We start from the raw sequence: 15,214 nt of genomic DNA, 5'->3' as shown, positions 1-15,214 counted from the left end.
GATGCTAAGCCCGTGAAGCCGCCCTTGATCTCTTCGGAGTGATGGGGAGTGGTGGAGCCGGTGACCCGAGCTGGTAGTAGGTGAGTGATGGGGTGACGCAGGAAGGTAGTCCATCCCGGGCGGTGGTTGTCCCGGGGTAAGGGTGTAGGACGGTGTGTAGGCAAATCCGCACACCTTGTGTCTGAGACCTGATGCCGAGCCGATTGTGGTGAAGTGGATGATCCTATGCTGTCGAGAAAAGCCTCTAGCGAGTTTCATGGCGGCCCGTACCCTAAACCGACTCAGGTGGTCAGGTAGAGAATACCGAGGCGTTCGGGTGAACTATGGTTAAGGAACTCGGCAAAATGCCCCCGTAACTTCGGGAGAAGGGGGGCCACACCCGGTGATGGGTTTTACACCTTGAGCTGGGGGTGGCCGCAGAGACCAGCGAGAAGCGACTGTTTACTAAAAACACAGGTCCGTGCGAAGCCGTAAGGCGATGTATACGGACTGACGCCTGCCCGGTGCTGGAACGTTAAGGGGACCGGTTAGCTTGGATTCGTCCGGGCGAAGCTGAGAACTTAAGCGCCAGTAAACGGCGGTGGTAACTATAACCATCCTAAGGTAGCGAAATTCCTTGTCGGGTAAGTTCCGACCTGCACGAATGGCGTAACGACTTCTCGACTGTCTCAACCATAGGCCCGGTGAAATTGCACTACGAGTAAAGATGCTCGTTTCGCGCAGCAGGACGGAAAGACCCCGGGACCTTTACTACAGTTTGATATTGGTGTTCGGTTCGGCTTGTGTAGGATAGCTGGGAGACTGTGAAGCTTGGACGCCAGTTCAGGTGGAGTCGTCGTTGAAATACCAGTCTGGTCGTGCTGGATGTCTAACCTGGGTCCGTGATCCGGATCAGGGACAGTGTCTGATGGGTAGTTTAACTGGGGCGGTTGCCTCCTAAAGGGTAACGGAGGCGCCCAAAGGTTCCCTCAGCCTGGTTGGCAATCAGGTGTTGAGTGTAAGTGCACAAGGGAGCTTGACTGTGAGACCGACGGGTCGAGCAGGGACGAAAGTCGGGACTAGTGATCCGGCGGTGGCTTGTGGAAGCGCCGTCGCTCAACGGATAAAAGGTACCCCGGGGATAACAGGCTGATCTTCCCCAAGAGTCCATATCGACGGGATGGTTTGGCACCTCGATGTCGGCTCGTCGCATCCTGGGGCTGGAGTCGGTCCCAAGGGTTGGGCTGTTCGCCCATTAAAGCGGTACGCGAGCTGGGTTTAGAACGTCGTGAGACAGTTCGGTCCCTATCCGCTGTGCGCGTAGGAGTCTTGAGAAGGGCTGTCCCTAGTACGAGAGGACCGGGACGGACGAACCTCTGGTGTGCCAGTTGTTCTGCCAAGGGCATGGCTGGTTGGCTACGTTCGGGAGGGATAACCGCTGAAAGCATCTAAGCGGGAAGCCTGCTTCGAGATGAGGACTCCCACCCACTTGATGGGGTAAGGCTCCCAGTAGACGACTGGGTTGATAGGCCGGATATGGAAGCACGGTAACGTGTGGAGTTGACCGGTACTAATAGGCCGAGGGCTTGTCCTCAGTTGCTCGCGTCCACTGTGTTGGTTCTGAAACCACGAACAACCCCACGCCGTGTGGTGTGGTGCGGTTGATTGTTTCATAGTGTTTCGGTGGTCATAGCGTGAGGGAAACGCCCGGTTACATTCCGAACCCGGAAGCTAAGCCTTACAGCGCCGATGGTACTGCAGGGGGGACCCTGTGGGAGAGTAGGACGCCGCCGAACAATTATTGGGAAAACCCCCGCATCGAAAGATGCGGGGGTTTTCTGCGTTCAGGGGCAGAAAGCCGTGAGTGCAGGGTTCTCGGAGGTGCCGGAAACCCTTTGCCCTCCGGGCGCCTCACAGGCGGCCTGCGGCTTTGAGGGCCAGATAGGCATCCGCCAGCGCGGGCGCCAGGTTGTCCGGTGTCGCATCGACGACGGTGACGGCGTGACGGCGGAGTTGTTCGGCGATGCGGTCGCGTTCGGACTGGGCGTGGGCGGCGGCAGCGGCTTCGTAGACGGATTCCGGGTTTCCGCGGGCCTTCGCCATGCCGGCGACATGGGGGTCCGCCACCGACGCCACGAGAACGGTGTGGCGCTGGGTCAGCCGGCCCAGGACTGGGAGCAGACCCTCTTCCATCGGGGCCGCGTCCAGCGTGGTCAGCAGGACGATGAGGGAACGGCGGGGAGCCGTACGGAGGGCGGTGGCCGTGAGACCTCGGGCGTCCGTCTCCACGAGTTCTGGTTCCAGGGCCGCCATGGCGTTCACCAGGGCCGGGAGGACGTCCTTCGCCGTGCGGCCCTGGACGAGCGCGCGTACGGCACGGTCGTAGGCGAGGAGGTCGACGCGGTCGCCGGCGCGGGAGGCGAGGACCGCCAGGAGGAGGGCCGCGTCCATCGAGGCGTCGAGGCGTGGGGAGTCCCCCACGCGGCCCGCCGAGGTGCGGCCCGTGTCGAGGACCAGGAGGATGTGCCGGTCCCGTTCCGGGCGCCAGGTGCGGACCGCGACCGTCGACTGGCGGGCCGTGGCACGCCAGTCGATCGACCGGGTGTCGTCGCCGGGGACGTAGTCGCGCAGGCTGTCGAACTCGGTCCCCTCGCCACGGATGAGGGCGCTCGTACGGCCGTCGAGTTCCCGGAGCCGGGCGAGCTTGGAGGGGAGGTGCTTGCGGCTGGTGAACGGGGGCAGGACGCGGACGGTCCAGGGAACCTTGTGGGTGCCTTGGCGGGCGAAGAGACCCAGCGGGCCGTAGGAGCGGATGGTGACGCGGTCCGCGTGGCGGTCGCCGCGGCGGGTGGGGCGCAGGCGCGTCGTGACCCGCCGGCGTTCGCCCGCGGGGACCGTGAGCCGGTGCCGGGAGGCGGCGATCTCGGTGCCGGGCTGCCAGCTGCTCGGCGGCCATGCGTCGCGCAGGTGGGCGCGGAGCGGGCGACGGGACGGGTTGGTGACGGTGAGGGTGACGTCGGCGGTGTCACCCAGGCGTACGGAGGTGTCGCCGGAGCGGGTCAGGCCGAGACGGCGCACCGGTGCGGCGAGGGCGTAGTCGCAGGCGCAGGCGAGGGCCAGGGAGCCGTTGACCGCCAGGATGCCGGTCCAGCCGGGGTCCAGGAGGCCGACCGGGAGGGAGCCGAGGGCCGCCAGGAGGGCGGCGCGTCCGGTGAGCGCCATCAGCGGGGCACGGGGACGTGGGCGAGGATCGCGTTGATGACCGAGTCGGTCGTCACGCCTTCCATCTCGGCCTCCGGGCGGAGCTGGACGCGGTGGCGCAAGGTGGGCAGGGCCAGGGCCTTCACGTCGTCCGGGATGACGTAGTCGCGGCCGGTCAGCCAGGCCCAGGCGCGGGAGGTCGCGAGGAGGGCGGTGGCCCCGCGCGGGGAGACGCCGAGGGTGAGGGACGGCGATTCGCGGGTCGCCCGGCAGAGGTCGACGATGTAGGCGGTGATCTCGGGGGAGACGGTGGTCCTGGCGACGGCAGCGCGTGCGGCCTCGAGGTCGGCCGGGCCGGCGACGGGGCGTACGCCGGCGGCGTGCAGGTCGCGTGGGTCGAAGCCCTGGGCGTGCCGGGTGAGGACGTCGATCTCGTCCTGGCGGGAGGGGAGCGGGATCGTCAGTTTGAGCAGGAAGCGGTCCAGCTGAGCTTCGGGGAGGGGGTACGTGCCCTCGTACTCGAGCGGGTTCTGGGTCGCGGCGACCAGGAACGGCTCGGGGAGCGGGCGCGGGGTGCCGTCGACGGTGACCTGGCGTTCCTCCATGGCTTCCAGGAGGGAGGACTGGGTCTTGGGGGGCGTGCGATTGATCTCGTCGGCGAGGAGGAGGTTGGTGAAAACCGGGCCGGGCTGGAAGGAGAACTCGGCGGTGCGGGCGTCGTAGACGAGTGAGCCGGTGACGTCGCTCGGCATCAGGTCGGGGGTGAACTGGACGCGTTTGGTGTCGAGTTCCAGTGCGGATGCGAGGGCGCGGACGAGCAACGTTTTGGCGACCCCGGGGACTCCTTCCAGTAGGACGTGTCCGCGGCAGAGGAGGGCGACGACGAGGCCGGTCACGGCGGGGTCCTGGCCGACCACGGCCTTGGCGATCTCGGCGCGCAGGGCTTCGAGGGAGGCTCGGGGGCTGCCCGGGGCCTCGGTCCGCCCGGCGTTGTCAGTGGTCGGGTCCATCATGGACGGCGTACCTCTCTTTCGAGGGCGTCGAGTTGGTCGGCGAGTGCGGTGAGGGCCGTGTCGTCGTCGGGCGGTGGGCCGAAGAGCAGGGAGTGCAGGGCCCGTCCGTCGCCGCGGAGGTGCGAGGACAGGGCGGGGAGCAGGGCTTCGGGCGTGTGGGCCTGGGCCGGGGAGACGCCTGCGAGGGGGGCGAGGCGGGTGCGGGTGGTGGAGCGCAGAGCGGCGGCCGCTCGGTCGCGGGCGTTCGCCTTGCGGTAGAGGCGGGCTCGGCCTTCGACGGTTTCGGAGGCGCGGATCGCGACGGGGAGTCGTTCGGGCACGAGGGGCCCGAGCCGGCGTGCCCGCCACAGGGCGGCGAGGGCCGCGGCGATGAAGAGCTGCAGGGAGCCCCACAGCCAGCCCGAGGGGAGCAGGTCCAGCAGGCTCTTGTCGTCTTCGGGGGCGGCGGAGGTGTCGGAGAGCGAGGGGAGGTACCAGACCAGATGGGCGCGGGAGCCGAGGAGTTGCAGGGCGAGCGAGGCGTTGCCGTGCTCGTCGAGGTGTTCGTTGAGGAGGATGTCGGGAGCGCCGAGGACGACGGTGTCGCCGTTCCCGGTGGGGTGCGGCACCCGGACCAGGGTGGCCAGGCGCGCGCTGGGGTAGCACCGGTCGGCGTCGAGGTGGGTGGTGCTGTAGCGGATGCCGCCCGTGTCGGCGGTGCCGGCGCGGCGGGCGGCGGGCAGGTCGCAGTCGGGGGTGAGCGTCGACTCCAGGCTGGTGGCCGGGTCGGCGGTGACTCCGGGGGCGAGTCGTTCGACGGAGGGGCTGCCGGCGGCGACGAGAACGGTGCGTCCGCCGGTCGCGGCGGTGGCGCTGTGCAGCCGGTTCTGCTGAGTGGCCGTCAGGAGGTCGGGGACGGCGACCAGGAGGGTGGTGTCGGGCCCGGCGGCGGCGCGCGCCTCGTCCAGGGTGGTGACCACACGGGTGGAGACGCCCCGGTCGGCGAGGAGTTCGGCGACGGCGCGGCTGCCCCGGGGGTCGACGGATCGCGGGTCGAGGTTGCCGTGCCGGGAGTCGGAGCGGATGAGGGCGATCGTCACCGCGGCCGCCAGGAGCAGGACGACGGCGAGGGCAACGCCTCGGGTGCGGGTCCACAGCCGGCGGACGGTGGGCGAGCCGGAGGTGGACGGCGGGGTGGCCTCGGTGGCGGGACGGGTGGCTTCGGTGGTCATCCGGCGGCCCCCGGGCCGGTGTGGTGGGGCGTGGTGCGGTCGCTGCCGGTGGCGAGCTGGGGCCGGGTGCGTTCCAGGTCGTCGTCGAGGTCGGCGATCCGCTGGTACGAGGGCTGGTTCGCCGTGCGGCCGCCGTATGTGACGTCGTCGAAGTCGCGGGCGGCGGCGTGCAGCCGGTCGGTGTGGGAGGGCAGTGCGCGGCCGGCCTCGGCGGCGGCTTCGTCGGCGGTGCGGCCGGGGCGGGCGTCGAGGAGGGCGCGTTGCTCCAGGGAGCGGACGATGGCCCGCATGCGCTCCTGGACGGCCTGGTTCCAGTGGCCCTGGGCGGCGTGCGCCTCGGCGGTGGCGCGGTGTTCGGCGGCGCTGCGGGGGCGGTCGTCGAAGAGGGCGGCGGTGGAGGGGGGACGGCGGCGCGGGGTCCCCAGGCGCCACCAGAACGCGGCGAGGACGGCCACGACGGCGAGGACGAGGACGACGAGGCCCACCGTGCCGCCCGGGGTGGCGGCGGAGGCGGCGCCGAAGACGTCGTCGACCCACTCCCAGAAGGCGTTCAGGGCGCGCTGGACGAGGCCGGGGTCGTCCTCGTGGTACATGCGCTTGGACAGCTCGCGCCGGGCCGCCTCCCGCGCCGGGTCGCGGGGAACGGTCAGCGGTGGTTCGTCGCCGGAGCCGGCCGACGACAGGAAGGTCAGGGCGCGGTGCGGCGGCCGCGGGACCTGGCCGCCGCTGGGCGGCCAGGCCCGTACGGCCGTTGCGGCGGCGCGGGGCAGAGCCGGCGCCGCTGACAGGACTGCCCCCGTCAGGCTCACCGCATCAGCTCCCGGGGGTGGGCCCGTAGCCCTGGACACCGGCGGCGCGGGCCAGTTCGAGGTCGAGGGCCTCGCGGCGGATCCGCTGGTCGATGTACAGGAGCACGGTGACGCCGGCCGTGATCGGGAAGGTGATCATGGAGCCGATCACCGATCCGATGCCGCTGACGACGAGGAACGTCCAGCCGAAGTCGCCGGTGCCGTCGACGAACCCCCCGATGCCGTCGCCGCCGACCGCGGCGGCGAGGAACGTGAACGGGATGACGACGATGGCCGCGACGATGTTCGCGATGACGGTGGCGAGCAACTGGATGCCGAAGACCCGCCACCAGGAGCCGCGCACCAGCTTCGCGGACCGGCTCATCGCCTTGGTGATGCTCTGCTTCTCCAGCATCAGGGCCGGGGAGGCCAGCGAGAAGCGGATCATCAGCCACAGGGCGAGGACGGCGCCGGCGAGGCTGCCGAAGACGGCGAGTGCGGCGCCGCCGCTCCCGCCGCCGGCCCAGATCACGAGGATGCCCGGGAGCGCGCCCGCGAAGCCGACGCCGACGGCGATGAGCAGCAGCAGGAAGATCAGGCCGAACAGCTTCGCGATCTGCGGGCGGGCGTCGCGCCAGGCCTCGCCGGTGGTGACCGGTTTGCCGAGCACGGCGCGGCTGGTGACGGTCGTCAGCAGAGCGGTCGCGGCGACGGTGCCGATCAGCGAGATCACGAAGAGGACGCCGGAGGTCAGCATGGCGTCGCCCATGGCCTGGGCCAGTTCGTCGACGGTGGCGCTGGGGTCGCCGAGGGCGTCGGTGTCGGCGTAGTCGTTCAGCACCAGGCCCTGGAGCAGGACGACGATGACCTCGATGACGACGGCGACGGTGAGCGAGATGCCGAGGACGGTGCGCCAGTGGGTGCGCATGGTCGACACGGCGCCGTCGAGTATCTCGCCGACGCCGAGCGGGCGCAGCGGGATCACACCGGGCTTGGCCGCGGGCGGCGGTCCGCCCCAGGGGGCACCCCAGCCGCCGTGGCCGCCGGGAGCCTGCCAGCCGCCGTGGCCGCCGGGACCCTGCCAGTGGCCGGGTCCGCCGGGGGGCGGTGTGCCCCATCCCGGGCCGGGCGGCGGGGCGGCCGGGCCGGAGGGAGCGGACCACTGGGCGGGTGGCGGCTGCTGCGGCGACCACTGCGCGCCGGGGCTCTGTGGCTGCGCGTCCGGCTGCGGGGAGGGCTGTCCGGAGCCCGGGCGGTCGGCCGGCTCGCTGGGGCCGGAGGTGCCGGGTTCGTGCCCGTCGGACGGGGAGGATCCGGGCGAGGCCCAGCCCGGAGTGTCGTTCATCGTCGCTCCTTCACGGTGCCCGTCCGCGGTCGCGGCGGCAGGTTGGCAGCCATCGTGCCATGGGGTGGTCGGCGGGGTACCGGCCGCGGTGGGGGCGCCGTGCCTTCAATTGTCCGCCGGATAGCGGGCAGACTGACCGCATGGCTGATCTGCAGGCGCGAACCGGCGAGGACAAGCGGGCGACCGAGGTACCTGTGCTGCGTTGGGAGGAGCCACCCGAGGGTCCGGTCCTGGTGCTGCTGGACCAGACCCGGCTGCCGAGCGAGGAGGTCGAACTGGTCTGCACGGACGCGCCCGCACTGGTCGAGGCGATCCGGTCGCTCGCCGTGCGCGGGGCACCGGCGCTCGGCATCGCGGGCGCGTACGGCGTCGCGCTCGCCGCCGCGCGCGGGTTCGACGTGGACGAGGCGGCGCAGGCGCTGGCGGGCGCCCGGCCGACCGCGGTGAACCTCTCCGTGGGGGTCCGCCGGGCGCGGGACGCCTACCACGCCGCCCTGGCCCGCGGCGGGGACGCCGGGCAGGCCGCCGCGGCGGCGCTGGCGGCGGCGCGGCAGCTGCACCGGGAGGACGCCGAGGCGAGCGCGCGGATGGCCGAGCACGGGCTGGCGCTGCTGGACGAGCTGCTGCCGGGCGGCGGCCATCGGATCCTCACCCACTGCAACACCGGGGCGCTGGTGTCGGGCGGGGAGGGGACGGCGTTCGCGGTGGCGCTCGCGGCGCACCGGCAGGGGCGCCTGCGGCGGCTGTGGGTGGACGAGACGCGCCCGCTGCTGCAGGGGGCGCGGCTGACGGCGTACGAGGCGGCCCGCAGCGGGATGGCGTACACGCTGCTCACCGACAACGCGGCGGGGTCGCTGTTCGCCGCGGGGGAGGTGGACGCGGTGCTGATCGGGGCCGACCGGATCGCGGCCGACGGGTCGGTTGCGAACAAGGTGGGGAGCTATCCGCTGGCGGTGCTCGCGCGGTACCACCACGTGCCGTTCATCGTGGTGGCGCCGGTGACGACGGTGGACCTGGGCACGGTGGACGGGACGTCGATCGAGGTGGAGCAGCGGCCGGGCTACGAGGTGACGGAGGTGCTGGCGCCGCAGGCGCAGGTGTCGGGAGCGGGGAGCGGCATCCCGGTGGCGCCGCTGGGGACGCAGGCGTACAACCCGGCGTTCGACGTCACTCCGCCCGAGCTGGTGACGGCGATCGTCACCGAGGAGGGGGCGGTGTCCCCCGTGACGGCCGAGGGGCTGGCCGAGCTGTGCGGGAAGGCCGGGCACGCGCGGGCCTGACCGGTCCCGTCCTGCGGTGCGATGTCGTCCAGGCGGTCCTCCGGCGCCCGCCGAGGGTGTCGGAGAGCCGGGAAACGATGGCGGTCACGCGCTCCGTGGCGGGCAGGAATGTGTCTGCTGCCCGGAGCCAGGGCTACCTGGGCGCCTCGGGAGAAGGTGCGGGGCCGGCACAGGCCGGACGCGGTCCTCGCGCGAGGGCTGAGCGGCTCGGCGGGGCCACGGGGTGAGGCGGCCGGCTCCTGCCGGCCCACCCGCCGACCGGGCCCCGCGGCAGGGGCCGGGCGGCCCCCGCGCTCGCCGCTGCCGTGGACGGTCGCGGACGAGGGCAGACAGTGACGGCCTCGTACGACTATCGTCACTGGTCAGTGAGCTGCCTCACCTGGATCTTCGCCACCGTTATGAGAATGGGATGATGTCGTTTATGAAGGGACGAGTCCTTGTCGTCGACGACGACAGCGCACTGGCCGAGATGCTCGGCATCGTGCTGCGTGGTGAAGGTTTTGAGCCGTCTTTCGTAGCCGACGGCGACAAGGCGCTGGCCGCTTTCCGGGAGACGAAGCCCGACCTCGTGCTGCTGGACCTGATGCTGCCCGGACGGGACGGCATCGAGGTGTGCCGGCTCATCAGGGCCGAGTCCGGGGTGCCGATCGTGATGCTCACGGCGAAGAGCGACACCGTGGACGTCGTCGTGGGGCTCGAGTCGGGCGCGGACGACTACATCGTGAAGCCGTTCAAGCCGAAGGAGCTGGTGGCCCGTATCCGGGCGCGGCTCCGCCGCTCCGAGGAGCCGGCGCCGGAGCAGCTCGCGATCGGTGACCTGGTCATCGATGTCGCCGGGCACTCCGTGAAGCGGGACGGACAGTCCATCGCGCTGACGCCGCTGGAGTTCGACCTGCTGGTGGCGCTCGCGCGCAAGCCGTGGCAGGTGTTCACGCGTGAGGTCCTGCTGGAGCAGGTGTGGGGCTACCGGCACGCGGCGGACACACGGCTGGTCAACGTCCATGTGCAGCGGCTGCGCTCCAAGGTCGAGAAGGACCCGGAGCGGCCGGAGATCGTGGTGACCGTCCGTGGTGTCGGTTACAAGGCCGGGCCGAGCTGACATGACCGGGGACAGTGCCGCTTCGGCGTCCGGCCGGTCCGGGGCTCGCGCGGGGCGGCCTGTCGGCCGGAGGGCGGCGGGCTCCCGCTGGGGCAGGCTCTTCGAGAGCGGGCTGCTCCATGGCGGGGTCCAGGGCAGTCCGGTCTTCCGCCTGTTCACGCGCTGGGTGCGCCGGCCGCTGCTGCCCGTGATGCGGCTGTGGCGGCGCAACATCCAGCTGAAGGTCGTGGTGACGACCCTGCTGATGTCACTGGGTGTCGTGCTGCTGCTCGGCTTCGTGGTCATCGGGCAGGTGCGCAACGGTCTGCTGGACGCCAAGGTGAACGCGTCGCAGAGCCAGGCCACGGGCGGGTTCGCCGCGGCCAAGCAGCGGGCCGAGGAGGCGGCGAGCGGTGCCGCCGTGGACGACGCGGCCGACCAGGACGGGCAGTCCTCCCAGAACGTCATCCAGTGGATGAGCGACCTCGTCACGTCCCTGTCCAGCGGTGGCCAGGGCGCCTTCGACGTCGTGACGCTGCCCGCCGGTGACGACACCGGCGGCGGGCGCGGCCCGCGCGCCTCCGGCGGCGTCAACCCGAACAAGAGCGTGCCCGAGGACCTGCGGGAGCGGGTCACGGGCGATCCGGGCACCTGGCAGAGCTACACCCGCATCAGCTACGGGCCGGGCAAGGAGTCCCAGCCCGCGCTGATCATCGGCAAGCAGCTCAACGACCCGAACAACGATCCGTACCAGCTGTACTACCTCTTCCCGCTGACGCAGGAGGAGAAGTCGCTGAGCCTGGTCAAGGGGACGCTGGCGACGGCGGGGCTGTTCGTCGTCGTCCTCCTCGGGGCGATCGCGTGGCTGGTGGTGCGCCAGGTCGTCACGCCCGTACGGATGGCCGCGGGGATCGCCGAGCGGCTGTCGGCGGGGCGGCTCCAGGAGCGGATGAAGGTCACCGGCGAGGACGACATCGCGCGGCTCGGCGAGGCCTTCAACAAGATGGCGCAGAACCTCCAGCTCAAGATCCAGCAGCTGGAGGACCTGTCGCGGATGCAGCGGCGGTTCGTGTCCGACGTCTCGCACGAGCTGCGCACCCCGCTGACGACGGTGCGGATGGCCGCCGATGTCATCCACGAGGCGCGGGAGGACTTCGACCCGGTGACCGCACGGTCGGCGGAACTCCTCGCCGACCAGCTGGACCGGTTCGAGTCGCTGCTGTCGGACCTGCTGGAGATCAGCCGTTTCGACGCGGGCGCGGCGGCGCTGGAGGCCGAGCCGATAGACCTCAGGGAGGTCGTCCGGCGGGTCGTCGGCGGGGCCGAGCCGCTGGCCGAGCGCAAGGGGACGCGGATCCGGATCACGGGCGACCAGCAGCCGGTCGTGGCGGAGGCGGACGCCCGGCGGGTGGAGCGGGTGCTGCGCAACCTCGTGGTGAACGCCGTGGAGCACGGCGAGGGCAAGGACGTGGTGGTCAAGCTGGCCGCGGCGGGCGGGGCGGTCGCGGTCGCCGTGCGCGACTACGGGGTCGGGCTGAAGCCCGGCGAGGCGACCCGGGTCTTCAGCCGCTTCTGGCGGGCCGACCCGGCGCGCGCGCGGACGACGGGCGGTACCGGCCTGGGCCTGTCCATCGCCCTGGAGGACGCCCGGCTGCACGGGGGCTGGCTCCAGGCGTGGGGCGAACCGGGCGGTGGCTCGCAGTTCCGGCTGACGCTGCCGCGGACCGCGGACGAGCCGCTGCGGGGATCGCCGATACCGCTGGAGCCGAAGGACTCGCGGCGCAATCGCGGCGACGACTCCGGTCCGCCGCGCGGGGGCGAGAAGAGCGCCACCGTGCCCGCGCAGACCAGCGCGGGCGGCCCGGTGCGGCCGTTGGACGCGATAGGCCCCCGGATGGCCGCCGTGGCACCCGCCGCCGATCCGACGGCCCTGCCCGGCAGCGGTGCCCGCGTGGTGCCCCGGCCGGCGGGCGGGTCGCGCCGGCCGGACGAGGCGGCGCCCGGTCAGGTCGGGCGGCGTCCCTCGGACGTGGAGTCCGATGAGTCGAATGAGTAAGGGGAGGCAAGTCGTGGGCGCTGACCGCGAGGGGGGCGCCCGGCGCACGCCGACGCGCGCGGTGGCGTACCTCGCCTGTGGTGTCGTACTGCTGGCGGGGTGCGCCTCGATGCCCGACCACGGGGATCTGCGCGGTGTCGAGTCCACGCCGCGGCAGGACACCCAGGTGCGGGTGTTCGCCGTGCCGCCGTCGGAGGACGCCTTGCCGCCGCAGATAGTGCAGGGCTTCCTGGAGGCCCTGACCAGCGACGACCCCAATTACGAGACGGCGAGGCAGTATCTGACGGACAGGGCCAGGAAGTCCTGGCACCCGCAGAGGTCCACCACGGTCCTCGCCAACGCGCCCGGCATCGAGGTCGACTGGGCGGTGAACAAGGAGGAGCGCGACACGTTCGCCTTCCTGCTGACCGGCACCCGGATCGCCACCGTCGACGCGGAGCAGTCGTACGCGCCGGCCGGCGGGGACTACAGCCAGCAGGTGCAGCTCAAGCGGGACAAGAAGAGCGGGCAGTGGCGCATCGACCGGCTGCCCGAGGGGATCGTGCTCGGCCAGTCCGACTTCCAGCGGAACTACATGTCCGTCAACAAGTACTACCTGGCGGCGAACAGCGCGTCCGGCGCGTCCTCGCAGCTCGCCGCGGTCGCCGACCCGGTGTACGTGCGCCAGCGGGTCGACCCCACGACCCAGGTGGTGCGTTCGCTGCTCGAAGGGCCCACGAGCTGGCTCGACCCCGCGGTCCTGTCCAGCTTCCCCACCGGGACCCGGCTGGCGAAGGGCGGCGACCCGCTGACGCCCGATGACCACAACAAGCTCACCGTGCCGTTGAACGACAAGGCCGCCCGGGTCGGTCTGGCCAAGTGCAACGAGATGGCGGCGCAGGTGCTGTTCACCCTGCAGGACCTGACGCCCGCGGTGGACGAGGTGGAACTGCGGGCGGGCGGCGCGGAATTGTGCTCGCTCGACACGGACGGGGCCACGGCGGTCGCCACGCGCGGACCGGTGCGCAGCCCCGAGTACCTCTACTTCCTCGACGAGAAACAGCGTGTGGTGCGGATCCGCAGCGGCAGCACGACCGCGGGCGCCGAGCCGGTGCCGGGAGCGCTGGGCGAGGGCACCAGGAGCCTGCGCTCGGTGGCCGTGTCGCGCGACGAGCGCACCGCGGCCGGAGTCTCCCTGAACGGCGGCGAGTTGTACGTCGCGCGGATGGAGCCCGGCGCCCAGCTCGGGGAGCCGGTGCTGGTCAGTCAGGGCAAGACCGAGGACGGCAGGCTGACCACCCCCAGCTGGGACGCGCAGGGCAACCTGTGGATCGCCGACCGCGACCCCGCGCAGCCGCGGCTGCTGCTGCTCCAGGCGGGCAAGAACGAGCCGCTGGAGGTGGAGGCTCCCGCCCTCGAGGGACGCGTCAAGTCGGTGCGGGTCGCCGCCGACGGGGTGCGGATCGCGCTCATCGTGGAGAAGGACGGCGAACAGTCCCTGCTCGTCGGGCGGATCGACCTCGACGAGAAGGTGGGCGAGCCGGCCTCGGTCACCGTGCGCGAACTGCGCAACGCCGCGCCCGAGCTGGAAGAGGTCACCACCATGTCCTGGAGCGGTGACGACCGGCTCGTCGTGGTCGGGCGCGCGAAGGGCGGCGTGCTGCAGCTGCGGTACGTCCAGGTCGACGGCTCCACGCCGAAGGCACCCGCGCCGGACGCGCTGACCGGAGTGAAGGAGATCGCCGCGTCCGAGGACGAGCGGCTGCCGCTGGTGGCCTACTCGGACGACGGCATCGTGCGGCTGCCGTCGGGAGCGCAGTGGCAGACGGTGGTCAAGGAGGGGTCGGCGCCGATCTATCCCGGGTGACGGGCAGGGCTCGTCAGGGCCGGCGGGCAGGACTCGTCCGAGGCGACGGGCCGGCGTCGTCAGGGGTGCCGGGCAGTGGCGGGCCCGGGCCCCGCGGCCTTCGCCGAAGTGGCCCGTACGGATTCCGCAAGCGGCCGTTCCCGCCCGGGGTGATCCGGCGGGGGCGGTCGTTTCTGCCGGGGAGGGCAGGGCGGAGGTGGGTGACGCTCTTCTCGCGGGGTGGGGAGTTCTCCACAGGGGCTTTTCCACAGGGGTGGCAGGTCCCAGCGGGGGTTGGGCAGAGTGGTCCGCATGCGGGGCTGGTGGCAGGACCTCACCGACCTGGTGCTGCCGGCCGAGTGCGCGGGCTGCGGCCGGGCTCGCACGGTCCTCTGCGCGGGGTGCCGGGCCACTCTGAGCGGGGCGGAGCCGTGCCGGGTGCGGCCGGTGCCGGAGCCGCCGGGGCTGCCGGTCGTCCATGCGGCGGCCCGGTACGGGGACGAGGTGCGGGCCGTGCTGCTGGCCCACAAGGAACGCGGCGCCCTGGCCCTGTCCGGGCCACTCGGCACGGCCTTGGCCGCGGCCGTGCGGGCGGGACTGCGGGAGGCGCGGTGCGGCGGTGGCGGTGGTTCGTCGCCCCTGGGCCTCCCCCGGAACCCCGGCGGGCCGGTGCTGCTCGTCCCCGTTCCGTCGGGGCGCGGGGCGGTGCGGGCGCGGGGACACGACCCGGTGCGGCGGATCGCGTACGCCGCGGCCGGGGAGCTGCGGCGGACGGGGACGCCCGCCCGGGTGCTCGCCGTGCTGCGGCAGCGGCGGGCGGTCGCCGACCAGTCGGGGCTCGACTCCCGGCAGCGGCAGCGGAACCTGGCGGGCGCCCTGACCACGGTGCCCGGCGCGGCCGGGCTGCTGGCGGGCGGGCCGGTGGTCCTGGTCGACGACCTGATGACGACCGGCGCGTCCCTGACGGAGGCCGCGCGGGTGGTGCGGGAGGCACGGACGGCCGGCGCGCCGGGGCCTGACCGGCATGGGTGCCCACGAGACGTGGCACTCGGACCGCGGGAGGGGGAACCCGGAGAAGAACGTGTGTCGCCTGTGTACGGGAGAGGAAGTCGGGAAAGGACAGGAACACGGACGGCTGGAGCAAAGGGAGGGAGCGTGGTCGGGAAGCGGACCGGCGCTGGAATGGCGGGGCCGAACGTCACCGGAGACATGATCCGGGCGGCCGTGATCGCTGCGACGCCGGATTCTTTCGAAATAAACCGGAACTGACTGCGAAGTTGCATCGTTGCAGGTAGTGAGAGCGTCAATTCACTTGAACGGAGGTACGCCGCGGTAGAGGGTGACGACATCCGTCCAGGCGAGATATGTTCGGTTGTGAGGGAAAGCCGCAGGCCACACCTCTCGAATCGGAATGCCGCACCGCGCGATTTCCGCAATC

The 15,214-nt window shown here is 71.7% G+C and carries 10 protein-coding genes and 2 rRNA genes (1 of these 12 running past the window's edge); 7 read left to right on the top strand and 5 right to left on the bottom strand.

Annotation, left to right across the window (positions count from 1 at the left end; genetic code table 11):
• Both SGLAU_RS13535 and rrf read left to right on the top strand, forming a co-directional pair.
• Positions 1-1,573, top strand: a 23S ribosomal RNA gene (locus tag SGLAU_RS13535) (it extends 1,550 nt beyond the left edge of the window).
• An 85-nt stretch (positions 1,574-1,658) separates the two neighbouring features.
• Positions 1,659-1,775 (top strand): 5S ribosomal RNA (gene rrf / locus SGLAU_RS13530).
• A 115-nt stretch (positions 1,776-1,890) separates the two neighbouring features.
• Here the strand turns inward: rrf and SGLAU_RS13525 are convergent.
• Genes SGLAU_RS13525 through SGLAU_RS13505 form a run of 5 tightly spaced genes read right to left on the bottom strand, consistent with a single transcriptional unit; the run spans position 1,891 to position 7,537 of the window.
• Positions 1,891-3,201 (bottom strand): DUF58 domain-containing protein, encoded by a 1,311-nt coding sequence (locus SGLAU_RS13525; RefSeq protein ID WP_043501381.1) that lies wholly within the window; start codon positions 3,199-3,201, stop codon positions 1,891-1,893.
• Positions 3,201-4,190, bottom strand: coding sequence for an AAA family ATPase (locus SGLAU_RS13520; RefSeq protein ID WP_099052807.1), 990 nt, complete (start codon positions 4,188-4,190; stop codon positions 3,201-3,203). The genes SGLAU_RS13525 and SGLAU_RS13520 overlap by 1 nt, the downstream gene beginning before the upstream one ends.
• Positions 4,190-5,404, bottom strand: a complete 1,215-nt coding sequence (locus SGLAU_RS13515; RefSeq protein WP_043501377.1) for a DUF4350 domain-containing protein — start codon at positions 5,402-5,404, stop codon at positions 4,190-4,192. Before SGLAU_RS13515 ends, SGLAU_RS13520 begins: the two co-directional genes overlap by 1 nt.
• Positions 5,401-6,213 carry a DUF4129 domain-containing protein gene (locus SGLAU_RS13510; RefSeq protein ID WP_043501376.1) on the bottom strand — a complete coding sequence of 271 codons (813 nt, stop codon included), beginning with the start codon at positions 6,211-6,213 and terminating at the stop codon, positions 5,401-5,403. Before SGLAU_RS13510 ends, SGLAU_RS13515 begins: the two co-directional genes overlap by 4 nt.
• A 4-nt stretch (positions 6,214-6,217) precedes the next feature.
• On the bottom strand, positions 6,218-7,537 hold the full coding sequence (locus SGLAU_RS13505) for a glycerophosphoryl diester phosphodiesterase membrane domain-containing protein (protein ID WP_043501373.1): 1,320 nt from the start codon (positions 7,535-7,537) through the stop codon (positions 6,218-6,220).
• A gap of 140 nt (positions 7,538-7,677) precedes the next feature.
• Here SGLAU_RS13505 and mtnA point away from each other — a divergent pair, with 140 nt between their 5' ends.
• The 5 genes from mtnA to SGLAU_RS13480 all read left to right on the top strand — a co-directional run bounded on the left by mtnA (position 7,678) and on the right by SGLAU_RS13480 (position 15,045).
• On the top strand, positions 7,678-8,817 hold the full coding sequence (gene mtnA, locus SGLAU_RS13500) for an S-methyl-5-thioribose-1-phosphate isomerase (protein WP_043501371.1): 1,140 nt from the start codon (positions 7,678-7,680) through the stop codon (positions 8,815-8,817).
• Between the two features lie 409 nt (positions 8,818-9,226).
• Positions 9,227-9,916, top strand: a complete 690-nt coding sequence (gene mtrA / locus SGLAU_RS13495; RefSeq protein ID WP_198948386.1) for a two-component system response regulator MtrA — start codon at positions 9,227-9,229, stop codon at positions 9,914-9,916.
• Position 9,917: 1 nt separating this feature from the next.
• The gene (gene mtrB / locus SGLAU_RS13490) at positions 9,918-11,951 is read left to right on the top strand and encodes an MtrAB system histidine kinase MtrB (protein ID WP_043501369.1); all 2,034 of its coding nucleotides are present in this window, start codon (positions 9,918-9,920) and stop codon (positions 11,949-11,951) included.
• Between the two features lie 13 nt (positions 11,952-11,964).
• Entirely contained in the window at positions 11,965-13,797 is a 1,833-nt protein-coding gene (locus SGLAU_RS13485; RefSeq protein WP_043501367.1) for an LpqB family beta-propeller domain-containing protein, read from the top strand.
• A gap of 291 nt (positions 13,798-14,088) precedes the next feature.
• Positions 14,089-15,045: a ComF family protein gene (locus SGLAU_RS13480; RefSeq protein ID WP_043506597.1), complete on the top strand. Its 957-nt coding sequence runs from the start codon at positions 14,089-14,091 to the stop codon at positions 15,043-15,045.
• The last annotated feature ends 169 nt before the right edge of the window (positions 15,046-15,214 follow it).

The sequence above is a fragment of the Streptomyces glaucescens genome, assembly GCF_000761215.1.
Classification (GTDB): Bacteria; Actinomycetota; Actinomycetes; order Streptomycetales; family Streptomycetaceae; genus Streptomyces; species Streptomyces glaucescens_B.
This window is presented reverse-complemented; position numbering and strand designations above follow the sequence as displayed.